The 19282-nt window shown below is 44.8% G+C and carries 14 protein-coding genes and 1 pseudogene; 6 read left to right on the forward strand and 9 right to left on the reverse strand.

The genetic code is table 11. From position 1 onward, the window contains the following. Positions 1–664: 664 nt before the first annotated feature. Positions 665–1195: a hypothetical protein gene (locus QUB39_RS06135; RefSeq protein WP_333056636.1), complete on the forward strand. Its 531-nt coding sequence runs from the start codon at positions 665–667 to the stop codon at positions 1193–1195. A 117-nt stretch (positions 1196–1312) separates the two neighbouring features. Here the strand turns inward: QUB39_RS06135 and ilvD are convergent, their stop codons facing one another. Continuing rightward, positions 1313–2998, reverse strand: coding sequence for a dihydroxy-acid dehydratase (gene ilvD, locus QUB39_RS06140; RefSeq protein WP_333056635.1), 1686 nt, complete (start codon positions 2996–2998; stop codon positions 1313–1315). 291 nt (positions 2999–3289) lie between these two features. Between ilvD and QUB39_RS06145 the strand changes: the two genes are divergently transcribed. Together QUB39_RS06145 and QUB39_RS06150 are read left to right on the forward strand one after the other, a co-directional pair. Next, positions 3290–4132: a pentapeptide repeat-containing protein gene (locus tag QUB39_RS06145; RefSeq protein WP_333056685.1), complete on the forward strand. Its 843-nt coding sequence runs from the start codon at positions 3290–3292 to the stop codon at positions 4130–4132. Positions 4133–4296: 164 nt separating this feature from the next. Then, positions 4297–5160: a sulfite exporter TauE/SafE family protein gene (locus QUB39_RS06150; protein ID WP_333056634.1), complete on the forward strand. Its 864-nt coding sequence runs from the start codon at positions 4297–4299 to the stop codon at positions 5158–5160. A gap of 93 nt (positions 5161–5253) precedes the next feature. Here the strand turns inward: QUB39_RS06150 and QUB39_RS06155 are convergent, their stop codons facing one another. Further along, on the reverse strand, positions 5254–6054 hold the full coding sequence (locus tag QUB39_RS06155) for a hypothetical protein (protein ID WP_333208196.1): 801 nt from the start codon (positions 6052–6054) through the stop codon (positions 5254–5256). A gap of 318 nt (positions 6055–6372) precedes the next feature. Here QUB39_RS06155 and QUB39_RS06160 point away from each other — a divergent pair, with 318 nt between their 5' ends. Together QUB39_RS06160 and QUB39_RS06165 are read left to right on the forward strand one after the other, a co-directional pair. Further along, a complete protein-coding gene (locus tag QUB39_RS06160) occupies positions 6373–6699 on the forward strand; it encodes a hypothetical protein (RefSeq protein WP_333056631.1) in 327 nt (108 codons plus the stop codon). Positions 6700–6758: 59 nt separating this feature from the next. Further along, entirely contained in the window at positions 6759–7298 is a 540-nt protein-coding gene (locus tag QUB39_RS06165; protein WP_333056630.1) for a GIY-YIG nuclease family protein, read from the forward strand. A gap of 341 nt (positions 7299–7639) precedes the next feature. Here QUB39_RS06165 and QUB39_RS06170 read toward each other — a convergent pair whose 3' ends face one another. The 6 genes and pseudogenes from QUB39_RS06170 to QUB39_RS06190 all read right to left on the reverse strand — a co-directional run bounded on the left by QUB39_RS06170 (position 7640) and on the right by QUB39_RS06190 (position 15720). Continuing rightward, positions 7640–8962, reverse strand: coding sequence for a response regulator (locus QUB39_RS06170; protein WP_333208195.1), 1323 nt, complete (start codon positions 8960–8962; stop codon positions 7640–7642). A gap of 100 nt (positions 8963–9062) precedes the next feature. After that, positions 9063–13202, reverse strand: coding sequence for an ATP-binding protein (locus QUB39_RS06175; RefSeq protein WP_333208194.1), 4140 nt, complete (start codon positions 13200–13202; stop codon positions 9063–9065). 72 nt (positions 13203–13274) lie between these two features. Then, positions 13275–13760, reverse strand: a complete 486-nt coding sequence (locus QUB39_RS06180; RefSeq protein WP_333057501.1) for a DUF6887 family protein — start codon at positions 13758–13760, stop codon at positions 13275–13277. Then, a pseudogene (locus QUB39_RS30530) lies at positions 13747–13827 on the reverse strand (DUF6888 family protein); the annotation flags it as partial. The gene QUB39_RS06180 and the pseudogene QUB39_RS30530, both read right to left, overlap by 14 nt. 228 nt (positions 13828–14055) lie before the next feature. Beyond that, the gene (locus QUB39_RS06185) at positions 14056–14469 is read right to left on the reverse strand and encodes a hypothetical protein (protein WP_333208192.1); all 414 of its coding nucleotides are present in this window, start codon (positions 14467–14469) and stop codon (positions 14056–14058) included. 75 nt (positions 14470–14544) lie between these two features. Continuing rightward, positions 14545–15720: an NB-ARC domain-containing protein gene (locus QUB39_RS06190; protein ID WP_333208191.1), complete on the reverse strand. Its 1176-nt coding sequence runs from the start codon at positions 15718–15720 to the stop codon at positions 14545–14547. Positions 15721–16084: 364 nt separating this feature from the next. Between QUB39_RS06190 and QUB39_RS06195 the strand changes: the two genes are divergently transcribed. Next, positions 16085–18418 (forward strand): hypothetical protein, encoded by a 2334-nt coding sequence (locus tag QUB39_RS06195; RefSeq protein WP_333208190.1) that lies wholly within the window; start codon positions 16085–16087, stop codon positions 18416–18418. Positions 18419–18425: 7 nt separating this feature from the next. On the opposite strand, the gene QUB39_RS06200 is transcribed toward QUB39_RS06195, so the two are convergent. Beyond that, positions 18426–19282 (reverse strand): IS701 family transposase (locus QUB39_RS06200; RefSeq protein WP_333240427.1); only part of this gene is annotated, 857 nt, incomplete at its 5' end.

Genomic DNA, 19282 nt, shown 5'->3' on the forward strand with positions numbered 1-19282 from the left:
GAGAAGCAGGGGTCATATATCTTCTTGTTGCCAGAAGATTGTTCCCAAATGAACCCAATTAAATGGAATTGGCAACATCTTAAAAAAGATGAATTAGCGACACAAATGTTTGAAGCGGAGTTATATAGCAATCCTAAATGATTCATGTAAATTTGTAGGTAGTGCCTTTCTTTGCCTACCCCCTATCTATCGGGGCAACCGGGCGTGGGATTGCCCCTACAATAATTACCCGAATGATTTAGGGTTGCTATATCTCGCCTACGCCGTAATTCATGGAGTAGAAGTTAGAGGAGAAACGAGTTTCAAAAAAGAAGGCAAGTGCAGGCCCGGGATCCCAACTCTGAGGCCATAATTCATTCCAAATCTAAAATCTAAAATCTAAAATCTAAAATGGTATGAGATTGCTTCTTGAAGGGCTGTCGCTACGCCAATAGATGAGTTATATTGCAATCCTCGCATCAGTTGTAAAAATATGTAGGGGTAGTGCCTTTCTTTGCCTACCCCAGCCTGCATCGGGGCAACCGGGCGTGGGGAGAACCCTACAAGAATTACACAAATCATTTATGATTGCTATAAGACCCAAATCCCAACTATTTTCGGTAATCTTGAAAAACAGGAGTTGCTATAATTTAAAGTTGAGAAACAACTGTACGGAGCGAAAATTATGGGACTATTTGACCAAATTTTGAGCGCGATCGACAATCCCAACCAACAAGCAAGTCCCAATCAGTTGGGCAACATTCTCGGTGCGGTAGAGCAGTTGAGCGGCAACCAGGGCATCGATGCGGGTACGACTCAGTTGGCGATGTCGGTTTTGGGCGGATACGTGCGATCGGCATTGCAAAACGTGCGATCGCAGTCAGGAGACGCACAAGCTCAACAAGTTGTCAACCAATTTAGCGGTACAAATCCCAATCCCCAAGCAGTACAGAGTTTGTTCGGAGCCGGCCAACTCACGCAGATAGTGACGGATATAGCCCAAAGAACTGGTTTGAATAACACCACAGTGCAGGCGATGATACCTGTTTTGGTGCCGCTCATACTGAATTTGCTACAAACCGGCGGCAACGCCCAAAATCCAGCCCAGGGCGGAAATCCCGTTTTGAATACGTTTTTAGATACAGATGGAGATGGCGACGTAGATATTACTGACGCAATGTCGATGGCTAGCCGCTTTTTGAATCAACGCCGTTAATTTGGGATTTTGTAACCGCAGATATCAGCGGATGGACACAGAGGAACGCAGATAGGATTTTATCTGCGTTCCTCTGCGTTTATCTGGCTTCATCTGCGGTTAAAAAAAATTCCTAGTTTAACCCAAACCCAAATCAGTCACAGCACCGACACTGCTAGAAGAAACCAACTTAGCATATTTAGCCAAAACGCCCCTAGTATAGCGAGGTTTAGGAGGCTGCCAAAGAGCGCGCCGCTGCTCCAATTCTGCATCAGAAACATTGAGCTGCAACAAGCGATTGTTAGCATCAATCGTAATCGAATCGCCCTCTTTTACCAGAGCAATTGTGCCTCCTACTTGTGCTTCTGGTGCAACGTGACCGACCACCATGCCGTAAGTTCCGCCCGAGAAGCGACCGTCAGTAATTAACCCGACAGAATCGCCTAAACCTGCGCCAATAATTGCCGAAGTTGGTGCTAACATTTCGCGCATTCCCGGCCCGCCTTTGGGCCCTTCGTAGCGGATGATAATCACATCTCCGGCTTGAATTTTGCCTGCTAAAATTGCATCCAAACAATTTTCTTCAGATTCAAATACCCGCGCCGGGCCGGTAATTTGCGGTTTTTTAACGCCAGTAATTTTAGCAACGGCTCCTTCTGTTGCCAGATTTCCCCTGAGAATTGCTAAATGTCCTTGGGCGTAAAGCGGGTTGTTCCAAGGGCGGATGACATCTTGGTCGGCGCGGGGTTCGGCTGGAATATCTGCTAACACTTCGGCAACAGTTTGACCGGTAATTGTCAGGGCGTCGCCGTGCAGCAAACCCTGTTCTAGCAGCATTTTCATTACTTGAGGAATGCCGCCGGCTGTGTGCAAATCGGTTGCTACGTATTTGCCGCTGGGTTTGAGGTCGCACAGCACTGGTACTTTTGCTCGAATAGTTTCAAAATCGTCGAGGGACAGTTCAACGCCGATCGCATTGGAAATGGCTAATAAATGCAGCACAGCGTTGGTTGAACCGCCGACTGCCATGATGACGGCGATCGCATTTTCAAAGGCCTTGCGTGTCAAAATTTGGCTCGGTAACAACTGTTTGCGGACAGCTTCCACCAGCACTTTTGCAGATTCGGCAGCGCTGTCAGCTTTTTCGGCATCCTCAGCAGCCATTGTCGAAGAATAAGGCAAACTCATGCCCATCACTTCAAAAGCGCTCGACATGGTATTTGCTGTGAACATTCCGCCACAGGAACCCGCACCCGGACAAGCTTTTTGTTCGACTGCATTGAGTTCTGTTTCGTCAATTTTGCCCGCGCTGAATTGGCCGACTGCTTCAAAAGCGCTGACAACGGTTAAATCGCGTCCGTTGTGGTGTCCTGGTTTGATCGTGCCGCCGTAAACAAAAATAGCAGGAATGTTCATGCGGGCGATCGCAATCATCGCCCCCGGCATATTTTTATCGCAACCGCCGACAGCCAGCACCCCGTCCATACTTTGGCCGTTGCAAACAGTTTCGATGGAATCCGCAATCACATCTCTCGACACCAGAGAATATTTCATCCCTTCTGTTCCCATCGAGATTCCGTCGCTGATAGTAATCGTACCGAACATCTGCGGCATCGCCCCAGCTTCCTTTGCACCCGCAATAGCCCGCAAAGCGAGGTCGTTTAATCCCATGTTGCAGGGCGTAATCGTGCTGTACCCGTTGGCAATCCCCACAATCGGCTTGGTGAAATCGCCGTCACCAAAACCGACTGCCCGCAGCATTGCTCGGTTGGGCGCGCGCTGCACGCCTCCAGTCACAGCTTGGCTTCTCAAATTTTCAGGCATTTTAAAATTTCCTTTGTCAGTTAGTTGTCGGTTGTTCTGTTGTCTGTTGTCTGTTTTTCTTTGCCGCTGGCTGTTGACTGCCCAGTGCCGAGAGTTTTACGCTATTTTTAATTTTCTCAGAAGCGTTCATATTTGTCAGGCCTTTTAAGAGGCAGTGGCACCGCAGTGCCCGGAAAGCAATGCAAAGATTCTACAGATACTACAGCGTGCAGAGTGAATACCGTGGTTATCTGGGATGATGTGGTAACACCCATCACTCTAACGTTTAAAAAAAATTGCGAGGCGAATGACATGGAGGCCGATCGAATTCTGAGGCAATATGCGGCCGGAGAAAGAAATTTTCGAGAGATTAACCTCGTCGGGGCAGACTTAAAAGGGGTAAACCTCAGCGAGGCTAACTTTACCCGATCGAATTTCCAAGACGCAAACCTCAAAGGCGCTAACCTGACGGGAGCGAACTTGCGCGAGGTGAAATTGGCAGGGGTGGACTTGACGGAAGCCAACCTCAGCGAAGCAAATCTCATCGGTACCGATTTGAGCCGTGCCAATCTCAGCGGGGCTAACCTGATGGGAGCCAACCTGCGCGGCTCAATGGCCAGAGAAGTCAACATGACTAAGGCTAATTTGACGGAAGCTAATTTGACCGAAGCCAACTTTACCGAAGCGAATTTGTTTGCGGCCAACTTAACCGAGGCTAGCATGATTCGCATTAATTTGATGAAGGCAAATTTGAGTTGGTCAACTCTCAAAGCGGTAAACCTGACAAATGCCATCCTCAGCGAGTCGCTTTTAGAAAGAGCTAACCTAAATCAGGCAATTCTCAGCGGGGCGATGGTGAGCGGGGCAAACTTGGCTGGTGCAGACTTGCGCCAAGTAACGATGGTTGGAGCTAATCTCACCGACGCTAATCTGAGCAATGCTAATTTGAGAGTTGCTAATGTTAGTTGGTCAACGTTGGCAAGAGCTAATTTGAGCGGTGCTAATTTGTACCGTGCCAAGCTGTGCTGGTCTAATTTTAGCGGGGCTGTTTTGGTGGAAGCGGTTTTGATTGATGCTAATCTCAATCGAACTAACTTCCGCGATGCAGATTTGAGGCGGGCAATTATGCCCGATGGCACGACTAATGATTCTTAAAATTTGATTGTTGACTGTTGACTGTTGATTGTTGATTGTTGATTGTTGACTAATGACTAATGACTAATGACTACTGACTACTGACTACTGACTAATGACTAATGACTACTGACTACTGACTACTGACTAATGACTAATGACTACTGACTAATGACTAATGACTAATGACTATCACTGAATTATTGATGTTGGGTGCGGCGGGAATTTTTGCCGGAATTCTAGCTGGATTTTTGGGTATCGGCGGCGGTACGGTGCTCGTGCCTTTGCTGGTGGCTCTCAATTACGCTCCGGTGCAAGCGGTTGCTACTAGCGGTTTGTCGATCGTGATTACAGCTATTTCTGGCAGCATCCAGAATTGGCGCATGGGCTACCTCAACTTGAGTCAAGTCGCAGGCATCGGATTTCCCGCCGTCATCACCGCACAAATCGGTGCTTATTTGGCGGGGATATTTCCGCCTTACTTGCTGTTACTTACTTTTGGGTTGTTGCTGTGGTTGAATATTTATTTGATTGAAGTTCGCAAGCACCTGACAGCTAAGAAGAAAGCGGAACTAGAACAAGGGGAACTGGGAGGACAAGCGGGACAAGGAGAAAATGCTCAATTACCAATTACTAATCACGAATTACCCAATAATTCCAATATTTTATTCCATCCAACTTTTGCTAAAATTGCTACCGGCAGTGCGGCGGGTTTATTAGCGGGTTTGTTCGGCGTAGGCGGCGGCGTAATTATGGTTCCCCTGCAAATTTTGCTGTTAGGAGAAAGCATTAAAACCGCAATTCAAACCAGCTTGGGCGTCATCGTCATCACGGCAATTTCGGCGACGGCGGGACACGCGGCGCGCGGGAATGTTTTGTGGGTTGTGGGGTTAATTCTTGGCGGCGGCGGTTTGTTGGGCGCGCAGGTGAGTACGCGGTTTTTGCCGAGATTGCCCGATCGTATTGTTAGTTTAGCTTTTCGATCGCTCTTGGCAGTGTTATCGATTTATGTTTTCTGGCAAGCTTGGCAAAAATTTAGTAACGGGTAATGGGTAATTGGTAAGGTGCGCGGCCCGGCGCACCCTACAAAAGACTGCGGGAAGATGCCCGCGCTGCACCCTACGAAAAACGAATAAGTAAGACTAATTTGCTGATAGTTTCTTCACGGCGCGAGTCAGACGCTGCAAATAAGGCTTGACAATTTCTTGATTTTGTCTCTGCAATTCGGACACTTGCTGCTGCAACTGCTGAATCTCGGTTTGCAGCATCCCTGTGTCTATTGTGGGTCGATCGAGCAAGTCCTGCAATTGCTGGAGAGAACCTTGGATTGTATCAAAGTCTACTTCGTTCGATCGCTCCTGTAACTGAGCCGTAATAGTTTTAACTTCAGTTAACTGTTCGCCCATCAATAAAAATCGGACGTTGACATTTTCCCAATCATGCTCTCTCAGGGCACTATTTTCCAAAATGCGGAGTTTTTGCTGCAAATCTGACAGTTGCGTGTTGAAATCCTGAGAGTCGGCCGGAAGCGCCTGGGCTTGGCGTTCGAGGGAGGCTACGGCAGCTTGTACCTCGGCTATGGCCCCGGATTCCAAGCCGCTTAGTTTCTGCTGTAAGTCGGAGACGGCGGTGTAGAGTTCCGCAGGTTCTCCAGGTAGTATCTGAACTTGCTGCGATCGACGTTCTACTGCGGCCTGTACGTCCGTAATCGCAGAATTTGCCTTTTGTTGCATTTGTTGCTCGAAACGCTGGCGATTGGCGAGATTTATCGATAGTGCTGCGGTTAAGGGGGCGGCAGCGTAGACAATTTGGCCCGACAATCCTGCAGCAATCGTGCCAATAGCGGAACCAGCAACAGAGGCGTATTCTACCAATTCTAGCCAGTCCGGCTGGTTCGGGCCACTTCTGGAAGCTGGGAATGATGCTTTTTCAATCTTCTGCATAGCCTTTTAGTCGTAGTCGGATAGATGGCGATACCGACATGATAAAAGCGATCGGCAAATAAATCAGGCCTATTTGTCAAAATTTCCTGATTGTGGTATTTTATTTCACCGAAAGCATCCAGGATACCCGCCACGTGATTCATCTCGCGCAAGTCAATGCTTCAATTCTAAAATCTAAAATCTAAAATCTAAAATCTAAAATCGATTGACCTTCTGCCTTCAAAACGGTCAATCTCAGGTAAAATTCAGGATTAAGTCGATCGCTCAAAACACTTAACCGATAACCGTTAACCGCCGTCTGTCAGGAGTATACAGAAAATGGGTCTTAAGATTATTGAAAGCTACGATAGCAGTTTTGTCCTCGAACCCGATGCTAAAACAGCACTGTTCGGTTTATTAACCGGTGAAAGCTTTCTCCAACAAATAGCGCTACAATTGCAATGCTCGCGCATTGAGTTTGCCGAGTTACTGTTTCAGCCAGTCCCTTACAGCAGCGAGACGCCGAAGGGAATGCCTGCGGAATTTGAAAAGTATCATCAATCGAGCGATTTTGCGATCGTCAACGTCCCGCCTAATTTCATGTTCCAAGCCAAAATATTTAAACCCAGCCGCCTCTGTGCAATCTATCGAGTTTTTAAGAATTAGGTAAAGGCTGGTTCATCTGTGGTTTAATCTAAAATCTAAAATCTAAAATCTAAAATCGGATGACAGAAGACATTCAATCTCTCGCCAGCTTAGAATTCATTCCATACATAGACTCCGAGGGGAAATTGCCCGATTTTGTCCAGGGAAAAATCGGCGTTTACGCAATTTTTGACAGCGATAAAGTCCTGCAATTTGTCGGCTATTCTCGCGACATTTACCTCAGCCTCAAACAGCATTTGGTACGCCAAACCCAATATTGCTACTGGCTGAAAGTCCAAACTATTGACAAGCCCAGCCGCACGATTCTAGAAAGCATTAGAGAAAGTTGGATTGCCGAAAACGGTTCCCAACCCCAAGGTAACGGTGCCGATGCTGCCAAGTGGAACGAGCCCATCGACACAAAAACTGTAATGACTGCCCAAGAAACGGCAAATTATGAAGGTATCTTCGCCGATGAAATTGCCAAAGATAAATTGTTGAAAAATGTCGCGCGGCGCGTGGAAAATGAAATTTTCGCGCTGCTGAAAACTCGCGGCGTAACAGAAGAAATCCGGTTTAATCCCAAGCTGAAAACTAGCGGATTGCTGGATTTAAAGTAAATACCGCTCACCCGGCAGTCCGCCAGGGAATGAATTCCCTGTCTAATAGCGAAAGTCCTCTAAAAGAGGACTAAGCTGTTACGAATCTAGATTGTATTTTTGGGCGGGCGGGACGCCCAACACCTACTCCCCACAAGACTTGGATTTTTTTTGACAGACAATTTAAAGGCCCAACAGCTTAATAAATTATTCAGTCCTCTTTTAGAGGACTTTCACTTTGAGGCAGGGGTTTCAACCCCTGACGGACTGACGGAATATCGGTTTTACCTTAAACAGATGCTCGTGTACAATCTATCTCATATATTCTCTGGGTCGGTTAAATTTTAAAATGTTGAAATGTATTAAAATTTAACAGATATCGGAATCTGCAAAATTAACTCGGTTCCTCGGCCCGGAGCAGAAATACAACTGATTTGACCTCGATGTTTTTCCACTACAATATCGTGACTGATTGCCAACCCTAATCCAGTACCGCGGCCTACAGGCTTCGTAGTAAAAAATGGGTCAAATATCTGGTGGCGCACTTCCTCACTCATCCCACAACCGTTATCGGCAATGTGAATAATAACGGATTTATAGTTGTGAGTGGCTAATATTGAATCTTGATTGTGCAGCGCAGCTTCTGACTCAAAACCTACTGAAGTGCTGATGGTAATTTTTCGGGGAGACGATTGATTTTCCAGGGCATCAATAGCATTACTTAGCAGGTTCATGAACACCTGATTTAACTCACTGGCATAACAGGTGACTCTTGGCAGTTGGCTGTAGTTTTTAATGACCTCTATCTCCCCAGCTTTGTGTGTTCCCTTTAGTCGATGTTGCAAAATAACTAAAGTATTGTCTATGCTTTCATGAATATCCACTGGCTTGTACTTTTGTTCGCCAAGGCGGGTGAATTTCCGCAAAGACATCACAATTTCGCTAATCCGAGAAGCACCCTCTGTCATCGAATTCAGCAGTTTTGGATAATCCTCTGCGATGAATTCGGGTTGAATCTCATCCAATTCGCCGATAATTTCTGCAACGGGGTGGGGGTAGTAATGTCGGTACAATTCGACGAGGCGAAGCAAATCTCGCGCATACTCCGCCGCTAGAGAAATATTGCCGTAGATAAAGCTGACGGGATTGTTGATTTCGTGAGCAATTCCTGCCGCTAGCTGACCTAAAGAAGCCATTTTTTCCTTCTGTATTAACTGAGCTTGAGTTTTCTTTAGTTCAGTTACGGTTTGTTCGAGTTGCTGGGCGTAGGATTGTGTTTGCTGGAACAACTGGCGCTGTACGAGTTGATTGGAAACGCGGGCGAGAACTTCTTGTTCGTGAAACGGTTTTGTGATATAATCTATACCGCCAACTTCAAAGGCTTTGACTTTATCTAATACTTCATTCAAAGCACTGATAAAAATAACTGGAATGTCCTTGGTTGTGGGAGAAGCTTTCAATGCTTGGCAGACTTGGTAGCCGTCCATACCGGGCATCATGATGTCGAGCAAAATCAAGTCAGGAGGAGTTAATTCGATCGACCGCAGCGCTAGTTTGCCGTCGGGTGCGGTGCGTGTTTTGTACCCTTGCTGCGAGAGTATTTGAGCTAAAAGTTGCAAATTAGCCGGAATATCATCAACAATTAAAATATTCCCTTTTAAGACGGGAGTTGGTTCGTAATTCATATCTAGTTTGGTAAAATAACCTTTATAGGTTTGTAGTGAGTACGATCGCCCGATGGGGTTTTATAAGGACGATCGTACTCACTACGAACCGGGTATAATATCAATTCTCTTTCGTTTCGGGATGGATGAGAGCTAGTATTTGATTGAACTGAAACTCGTTAGCCAATGTGGCTAGGGCGCTAGCTAAAGCGTCATTACGATCGCGAATTTGCTCAATTTGGATCAGAATTAACTCTAAATCGCACTCAATTGTGGCTTTCTCTAAAGCTGCCAGCCAATCTGCGGGTAAAGCTGCCAGAGTCTCTGGAGTCGGAGCCTCGATTTGAGTTGAATCGGGAACACTCTCCGGTTCATCGTAAATGTAACGCACTCCCAGATGTTTGTGCAGGGTGGCAAAAATTTCTGTATCTCCGAAGGGTTTGTGGATAAAGTCATCGCAATCATCTGATACAGTAACCGTTTGCGCTTCCTCGGCGTTACCGGCACTCACGGCAATAATTGCCGTAGCTTGACCTTTAACGGTGGCTTTAATGCGTTTGGTCGCTTCATGTCCATCCATCAGGGGCATCCACATATCCATAAAAATTAAGTGTGGCTCAAAACTCGACCACATTTCAATAGCTTCCATGCCATTGCTGGCTTCTTCGAGTTCAAAGTTAAAGCCAGCGAGGAGTTTGAGCAACAGTTGGCGGTTGTCCGATCGATCGTCCACAATCAAAATACGATAGCGTGGCTGGTTGCGTTCCAGGGCTATCACCCGACGCGGTTCGTGTACGGGTTGAGTCGCAGGCGCATCAACGGCGCTGACGGGGATATCAAACGCGAAGGTGGTGCCGCGTCCAACTTCACTGCGTACAGTAATCACGCCGCCCATCAGCTTGATAAACTGTTGGCTGATAGCCAGCCCCAAGCCTGTTCCTTGCTGAGATTTGGTTCCTGTTTTGGTTTGCACAAAGGGTTGAAAGAGCTTATCTAACTCATCAGCAGCTATGCCGGAGCCCGTGTCTTCTATTTCAAAATGTAATTTGTAATTACTGATGGGTAATTGCTGATTTTCACTGTCTATAAATGCACTTACTCTTAACCTAATTACTCCTTGTATGGTAAATTTAATGGCGTTAGAAAGCAGATTAATTAAAACTTGACGCAATTTCATTTGATCTGTTTGCACGTATTCGGTAATTTCGCTAGAGCAGTCAATGATTAACTGCAATTGTTGCTCCCTTGCCTGGAGTTTAAACATCTCTTCGAGATCGTTCAACAGGCTGCTTAATTGAAAGTCTGTTGGATTGATTGTAATCCGTCCCCCCTCTATTTTGGCTAAATCTAATATTTGATTGATCAGAGCTAGCAAGTGTTCTCCGCTGCGGTTGATAATGCGGATATTTTCCTGTTGTTCGCGAGTGAGGTTGGTAGAGCGCTGCATCAATTGCGAGAATCCCAGAATTGCGTTTAGCGGGGTGCGGAGTTCGTGGCTCATATTTGCCAGAAAAGTGCTTTTGGCAAGGTTGGCGGCTTCTGCGGCCCAGGCGGCTTGTTGAAGCTGTACTGCTTGCTGTTGAGTGGCTTCGAGCAATTGAGCTTGTTGTAAGGCGACGCCTAGTTGAGTGCTAATTTGCAGCGCTATATTGATTTCTGCTTCGCGCCAAGTGCGGGGTGCAGAATTTTGATAGCTGGCGAGCAAACCCCAAAGTTGACTGCCACAAAATATGGGGAAAATAACGTAGGCTCTAGCTTGAAATTGTTTTAAAAGTTCTAGGTAACAAGGACTCAACCCAGCGCTGTATATGTCTTCAATTATGCGGTAAGGAACGCCTCTAGCATACATACCACCTTGATTTCTTTGTAGATAGGTATCCAGCACTGGTTCACTGGAGGCTTGCATAGTTTTCACGGTACAGCGAGAGTGTTCGACGAGAGTGTTTGGCACATTACCATCGTCGGGTTTTTGCATCAGAGATATCCAGCCTGGAGCCATTGACTCGGCAACAAATTCGCCACTCCAATCAGGATTAAAGCGATAGATACCGACACGATCGCATTTTAGGGTTTGTCGCAGTTCAGAGGTTGTGGTTTTGAATATTGTGTCAATATCTAAGGATTGACGGATGCGATCGATGCTGCGGGCGATGGCTTGTTCTCCCTGGGCGCTTTCTCGCAAAGCTGACTCGGCTTGTTTGCGATCGCTAATATCCAAGACAGTGCCGAACAAACGGAGCAACTGCCGTTTTTCATCATAAACAGGTTTCCCTCGGACTTCAATGTAAGTGAGCGAGCCATCTCTTCGGATTAGCCGCAGATCGATTTCAAAGCTTTGTCCCTTCATCGCTTGATCGCGCACCATTGTCAGATAGCGCGATCGATCTTCTGGATGAAAACGCTCGATTAATTGTTCGTTTGGCAGCGGTTTTTGAGTAGAATCGAGCTCATAAATGCGATAGAGTTCTTCACTCCAAGTAGTTGTTGCTGTGGCAATATCGTATTCCCAACTGCCAATACGGGCAATTTTTTGGGCTTCCAGCAGTCGGGATTCGGCTAACTGGCGATCGCTAATGTCGCGCGCTACCCAAACCGCAGAGCTATCGGAAAGCGGCGAAATTTTAGCAGCAAACCAAACTTCTTGGTTATTAATCGGCAGACTGTAATCAAAACTTATAGTTTGTTGGGTTTCCAATGCCTGTCGAACTTGAGCAAAATAAATCTCCTTCCTTGCCTCATTAAAAAAATGTTCGATGATGGAGTCGATCTGATTCGTATTATAGTTGTATTGAAAAATTCCCTTAGTTGGTATAATTTGGATGGTTTCTTCTTGAATCTCAAAAATTAATACAATATCTGTAATCGACTCAAATATTTTCACAATTTGCTCAGTAGAAGTGGAAAGTTTTTGTTCGAGCAATTTGCGCTCAGCAATTTCATATTGTAATAGTTCGTTAGCACGACCTAAAGCAGCGGTACGTTCGGCAACTTCGGCGGCTAAAGTGTGATTGTAGTCAGTTAATATTTTTTCAGATTGTTTGCGCTGTGCGATGTTATAAAAAGCATTGATGGCATAAACAATATTTCCGCCTTCGTCAAAAATTGGTGTGGCGCGCACCTCAAAAGGAATAAATTGCCCATCTCGATGAAGTTCTACATCTTCAACGAATACTGTTTCACCGCGCAGTGCTCGGAATGCGGGCAGTTCTTCCGTTGGATACGGCTGGTTTTGGCGGTAGATTTGATAAACTTCTACTGCTTTTTCTAAAGTTGCATCGGGAATAGTTTCTACGCCGAGCCAATGCTTGGCAGTTTGGTTGAAGTACACGACTTTACCCGAAGCATCGTGGATAGATACTCCCGCAGGTATGGCTTCGATAAATTGCTTGAGTTGGCTCTCTCTTTGCGCTAAAGCTTCATTTAAAAAATTTTGGTCTGTAAAAGCCTGTTGCAGTTGCGCTGCCATAAAATTGAAGGAATTGGCGAGATATCCGACTTCATCCAAGCGTGTAATTTCTAAAGGTTGATCCCATTTTCCTGTGGCAACATTTTTGGCGGCGGTATTCAAACGCATAATTGGCTTTGTTACCCAACGGGAAGTCAAAAATCCGATCGCGATCGCCAGTGGCAGTGTACCGATCAATAACCACAATGTATGGCGCGTATTTGCTTGAATGCGAGCCATGAAATCAGACTCTGGCACTACTACCACAATCAACCAATCCAAACCACGGAAATCTCGATAGGGAGTGACGCGGACAAACTGCCTATGGCCCTCGATCGCTAAGGTCAATTTCTGAGTTGTTTGCAGCGCGCGGAAGTTGCCAAATCGGTTGGCGAGTTGTCTAGCAATATCTCGCGTGCGGGCATCCTTGCTGTTGGTGGCTAGCAATGGCGTCGGTTGTTTTTTTGTTGTTGGCGTCACCAAGGGTGTTTCTAGTGTGGATGTGGCAATCAGATTTCCCGATCGATCCATAATAAAAGTTTGTCCTGACGCCGAGAATTGCAGCCTAGCCAAAAAGGTATTGATTGCCGAGGGCCCATTATTATCCGTAAGGCGATCGCGGGTACGTTCTCCTACTTGTTCGATTAACTGATGTGCTACATCCTCGATTGATTCCTGACCACTTTTGAAAGAAAGAAAGCTCACTAGCCCAACTACACTTACCGTTTGCAAAACAAACGGAACAATCAGAACCGTTCGCAGGGGAAGCTTGCTAAAAAATTTGGCGGTTAGGCGGTTGAAGTGATAAATGGGCATGGGTATGAACCAATTGCGCTGATAATAGTATTTTAACTGCTGTAGCGTACCTTTTCCCGCAATTGGCGCGCCCTACAGGCTCTGAAATGTTCCTCCGGTTTTAATATAGCCAACTACCAGCGAAGATTGGACGTGGATGGAAAAATTTGCTTCTGTCAGTTCTGTTTCTAGCTGTTGGGACTTTGATTCATTTTTACTTACACAAACTGTGATAAGTTTTCTAATTTCTTTGTGTCTCTCGGCAATCGTGTCGTTAATTAAAAGCTCTATAAATGGCTTATTGGTGGGCAGTTCTCTGCCCATCGTTTGAATTTTAACTTCTGTTTGATTTCCATCTAAATCTGTCAAAGTCAAGCTAGAGTAGCTTTCGGGAAGTTTATTAATAGTTTGATGCGGGTGCTGCAAATGCAACCATTTAACAACTGCTGCCTCTGTTACGGCTACAGATTCATGCAGCCGATCGACAAAAGCATAGAAAGCCTCATTATCTTCTCGATGAGCAAGTACGTAAGCTCGCAATTCTTTTCTGCTCATAGTTTGAAAATTAGGTCGGTTCATCAGAGTATCTCCATGGCCCGTTAGGATAAATCTCTATTTCGATAGTTTCACCAGCCAAAATGTAGAGGTTATATTATGTCCGGTACCATCTGAGATGTTGCACCATTCGTGTGAAGTAGGGGCGGGTTCACCAATAGCTTTAAAAGTTGCAGACAGGTTAAATAAACCCGCCCCAACCCACCCAAAAACTTATTGACTGCAGGTGCAACATCTCAGGTAGCATGGGAATTGTCGCCAGCGAGGGCGGGTTTATGAGATTGTAGATTATGGGCAATTATTATTGGTGAACCCGCCCCTACAAAGTTATGTTTTTTACTTCCGTTAACAATGGCAACGGTAGATTTGCACATACTAACTCAGCACAATTCCACTGCCGCAAATACTCATAGACTTCAGAAATGATCGCATTTGCTGCATCTAAATCTTGTGCTTGAGAAGCATGATAGTGCGCTCTGATTAGGGGCTTAATATCCTCGATTTCTTGCCATTCCGATTTTGGTTTGAGGGGAATGCTGATATAATAACTATAGGCTTGGCTGTGGGCGGTACGGAGATTTTCAGGGTTTTGATTTAGCAGGTACTCGCCCTTTTCTCGGACTAGGGGATGCAAGTGATAGGATTTGAGGTGGCGATCGTAATATAGCAATTGTCTGCGTTTGAGTGCCTGAATAATATTTTCTTTAAGCTCATACTTGCTAACTTCTGGCATTTGAGCGCTAATTCCGGCAAAAGATAGCGGATATTCTGAGGTTTGATAGACAGAAATTCGGCTGAGACAAGTTTGCTAGCCGTCGCCCAGACGCGCTATCATTTCATCGATCGCACTTTCAATATCTCGAATCAGCAACCAGTCTCTCTGGTGCAGAAAAATCCCGACATTTCCCTGAAACTCGGTATCATCTCGAATCAAGGCTGCGACGAGTTGTAAGGCTTTGGGATGTCCAGAATAGCGATCGCACATTTCGGCGAATTCCTCTGGATTTGCAGTCAGATTAAAAGATTGCAATAGGGCAACTGCCGCATCTCGATCCAATCCGTTTAGCTGGATTTCGCGGGTGACTGTTGACGGCAATTCGGCTAAGCTTTCGCGACTGGTGAAAATAATTTTGCTTTGATGTTCTGTTTCTAATAGTTGTTTGAATAACCAAGCATATTCTGCACAATCTTCGGCGAAATAACCAGCGGCTTTGGCATCTCCTGTTTTCAAAAGTGTGTCGGCGCGATCGAAAACGAGTAAGCAAGGTTTTTCTCTGAGGATTTTGAGCAGATTTTCGGTTTTTTTGCCACAGTCATTTTGAGCAGTGACGGCGGCGGTAATGTCGCCGTTGGAGAGGGTGAATAGCAGGGAGTCAATTGTGCGATCGAAGGGGGGTGCTTTGCCTGTTGCAGATTGCAAGGATTGCCAAGCGGCGCAGGTGAAGGGGGTTTTTTCGGTGTGGAGTTGGCGAATTAGTTGGCTGACGAGGGTGGTTTTGCCGATTCCCGGTAATCCGACAATTGAGATGGCGATGGGAACCCCCCCCAGCCCCCCCTTGGTAAGGGGGGGAGCAAGAGTGGGCGATTCATTGGTAAGGGGGGGAGCTGTGATTAGGGTTTTTAAGGTGTCGATTTCTTTGGTGCGCTGTACCCAATTTCTGACGGGGGGTAAGTTTTCTGGGAGGGGGAAAGTGCGATCGGTTTGGTTGTCTAGGGGGATATCTGCGATCGGGGCTGATAGTAATTCTGGTTCTTGAATTTCCCGCGCAACAATGTCTTGCCAGTTTTTCACACCTACAGCTTTGCAAATGTGTATAAAAGTCTCTCGTCTAATTGGTTGCTGCGTCCAAAATCGCTTTAAAGTTGCTTTTGAAGTGAGAGCAGCCTGACACCAGAGCTCATCTGCTTTATTCCATCCGAGATTGCGTCTTACCATGTCAATGATTTTTAGCCCTTCTTCGGATGCTCTGAGCAAACCTGCCATTGCTACTCCTCTACGGAAATTATGCCTTAGTAAAGAATGTTACATGATTTGGTGAGCCAAATGAGCCAAATGAGCCAAGTGAGCCTTTGATGTTGAGCCAAATGGTGAGCCGTTAAGCCTATACAGATTCAGGATTGTGGAGTATTGTGAAATGATGTGTTTGGTTGTCAGGTACGTTTGACGGTGCATCTGGCGGGCGATCGGGGATACAGCTTATCTGCTCTTGGGAGCAATGTAAAGTTTTGTTACAAGAATAGGGCGATTTGCATAAAAAGCAGATGAAGGCCCTGATAGATATTTAGGAAAGCTTGCTAGGCGGGCTTTGCTGGTTTTGACGCAACTATATTTGTGAGGAGATGGGATTATGACGAATATTAGCTTAGGACAGACGATTGATGAAAGCTTGAGCAGCACTGATCTTGAAAATCCTAAAAAATTAGGTAGCTTCTCGGATGACTATACATTGAGTGGGTTTTCCAATTGGCAGCAAGTTCAGGTCAACATGGATTCCACTGCGATCGACAGTTACCTACAACTGGTAAATGCTTCCACAGGTGAAGTGATTGCCTTTAACGATAACTCAGGTGGTAGTCGGAATTCACAGCTAAGTTTTACGAAAGTTCCCGGCGTTGATTACATCATTCGGGCTACCAGCGCTAACTCTGGTGAAATAGGAAATTATACTATTAATACTAGCTCATTAGGGATTGCCTCATCCCTAATAAGTGGCGCGAATGGAGAGATAGGGACAGTTGATCCATTAGGAAGATTTGTAAAGATAGGAACTTTTGTTGACGCCAGAAGTTTTTCAAATTTCTTTGATATTGCCTTATCTAATGACAACAAGATTTTAAGTATTACGACCCTGAATACTATTGCTAACCAGTTATACAGTTTAGATGCCGGCTCAGGTTCATCCTCATTGATTGGCAACTTCCCTTCTGGTCTGTTCATGGACGCTCTGGAATTTTTGCCTAATGGCACACTTTACGGAGCTAGTTTTCCTAGATCTACTACCAATAGCTCTACATTATACACCATTAATCCCCAAGATGCGACTTTATCATCAATAGCAAACTTTTCTGTGAATGGAGATTCAGTTGTAGACATGGTATTTGATCCTGTCAATAACCGATTTTTGTTGGTTGACGTTAATCTATCTACCATTGCCTTTACCTCTACCTTGTCTTCGGTTTCCTTAACTGGTCAATCCACTAAAATTGGTGATATTGGGTTTAAGGATGTAATTGGCTTATCATTAGAGGGAAGCACTCTTGTCGGTTTCACAAGAGATCGCAAGCGAATTATTATTGATCCAGCAACAGGAAAAGGGACTTTCGATAGAGATATTACAGGTATTAGTAATATTATTATTGGTGCAGGGTCTATCCCATCTGCGACTCGGACTCAAGCGCCGACTCCCCCAACTCTGACTCCCCCAACTCCAACTCTAACTTCAACTTCACCACTTACAACTCTTCCTACGACTAATAATACAGGTGGCGCGTCCAAAAGCAAGTATACTGCTAGCGAAATTAACAAAGATTATTTGAATCCTGTTGATAAGGCAAGCATCAGGATTTGGCAACTAGGTAAGGACGGCAAACCCGAGCAAAATCCAACTCAACTTGTGGAAAATAAAGAAACATATGTAGTAATTCATGGTTTTAAAAATGATTCCACAGATACTGCAACAATAGCAGAGCTAGCAAAGCAAATAGGTTCTCCCAAAGATCAGGGCGGTGAAGGGAAACAGGTTATACTCATTGATTGGAAAGATGCAGCAGAAGCTTTACAGCCAGCCTTTGCGGCTGAATGGATTAGTGATGTAGCTGCTTTTGCATCTGATGTACTCAAGCGAATTTGGAAAATAGACAATGCAAATATCAATTTAATAGGTCATAGTTTAGGTTCTTTAGTCGCTTCTGAAATTGGACTTTATCTGGGGACAGAGGATAAAGATGTTTTAAATTCAGAATATCGTAGGAATCCAAATATTGACCCTGCCAAACGGATTAACACTCTAATAGCCTTAGATCCCCCCGGAGATGCAACTACTATTCCTTTTATAGGGTATGACTTGAGTAAAGAGAGAAATGGTACTCAATCACCAGTTGATTTTAACAAGGTATCGAATTTTTCCCGAGCATTCTGGGGTAGTCTATTAGCAGATGACGGACTCGGCAAACCAGAATTTGCCGCAACTGCTGATGAATCAATTTACGTCGATTTTAAACTGCCAGAATTCAAGTTATTCTTGAATCGCGATCAGCAAAATCCTCTAGCTAGTCATGGCAACATTGTTAATCTCTTTAACAATTTGCTAAAAAGCAATGATAATATTGGTTCTCTTTTTCAACTCAATACTCCTAAACATACAGAGTGGCAAGAAGATGCTTTTGGAAAAAACGAGGCGGTTTTGACTGCCACAGCACAGTTTAGTCTTGACAACGATCCTAATACTAAACCCCTGTTGTTATTTGCTAAAGATGCCAACCGGCAAAATAATGACATCATCTATGGAGGTGTAGGAGATAATACAGGAGAAAATAAGCTAAGCAGCAATGCTGTCAGAAACTCTTTTTCCTCTGCGCTTAGGACGTTTGTATTAGATTATCCTGAAATCAATAGTCCTGGCAGCGATAAAATATACGGAAACTCAGCCAAGGATGAAATATTTGGTCTTACCGGGACTTAAACAAATTTTAAGCCCAAACAAAGCCTAAACTGGCTTTATAAGCGGAGAATACGTCCCAATTTTGGTTCAACCATTTTACAAACCTAAAAGATATAGCTGTCCGAAATGCTTCAAGTGCATCATTAAAAGTGTTTAAAGGTTTATTTGCCCATTTGCGCCTTAATCCTCCTGTTAAGGTATGCCAGAGAATGAAAGTGTAGGCACAAAACACCATGATGAAATGTCTTTTCAGGCTGATTTCATCTCTGACTTGATATTCATTTAACCCCAACCAGCCCTTGGCTTCCCGATAGAAAACTTCGACCCAATTTCTTTGTGAATAAGTTTTCACTATCCACTCCTCTGTCGCTGTTGATAAGTCAACATTACTTATCAAATAATCTATTTCAGTGGCGGCATCGAAAGTTTCTGCATTCATGACGATAGCTATTACTTTCTTACCCGTGCATTTTGATAACTCGACTTCTTTAATTGCCACCCATACTGTTCTCGGTCGTTCGAGAGCCAGTTGAATTTTTGTGAAAGCTTCTACAGGTAAATCTTTCGCTAAATTATCTACTCTCCTTTCTTCTGTTTCATCTACTGTTTTTTTTATTATTACTTTGCGATTCTTGGCAATTCCTCCGATATATTTTAATTTTCGGTTTTCTAATTCTTGTAAAAAACTGGTGTTATTACCATACCCTGCATCCATCAACACTATTCCTGGTTTATAGCCTCTCGCTCTGGTTTTGTCGATTAAATTTATGGCTATTTCTGGCTTTTTCTTGAATTCTGGGTCTTCCTCTCCCTCTGGTAATGAGTCGGCTTTTTTATATAATTCAATATCTAATGGCAGGCTCTTTTTACCATCATATAGATGAC

It is taken from the genome of Microcoleus sp. AT8-B5 (assembly GCF_036705565.1).
Lineage (GTDB): Bacteria > Cyanobacteriota > Cyanobacteriia > Cyanobacteriales > Microcoleaceae > Microcoleus.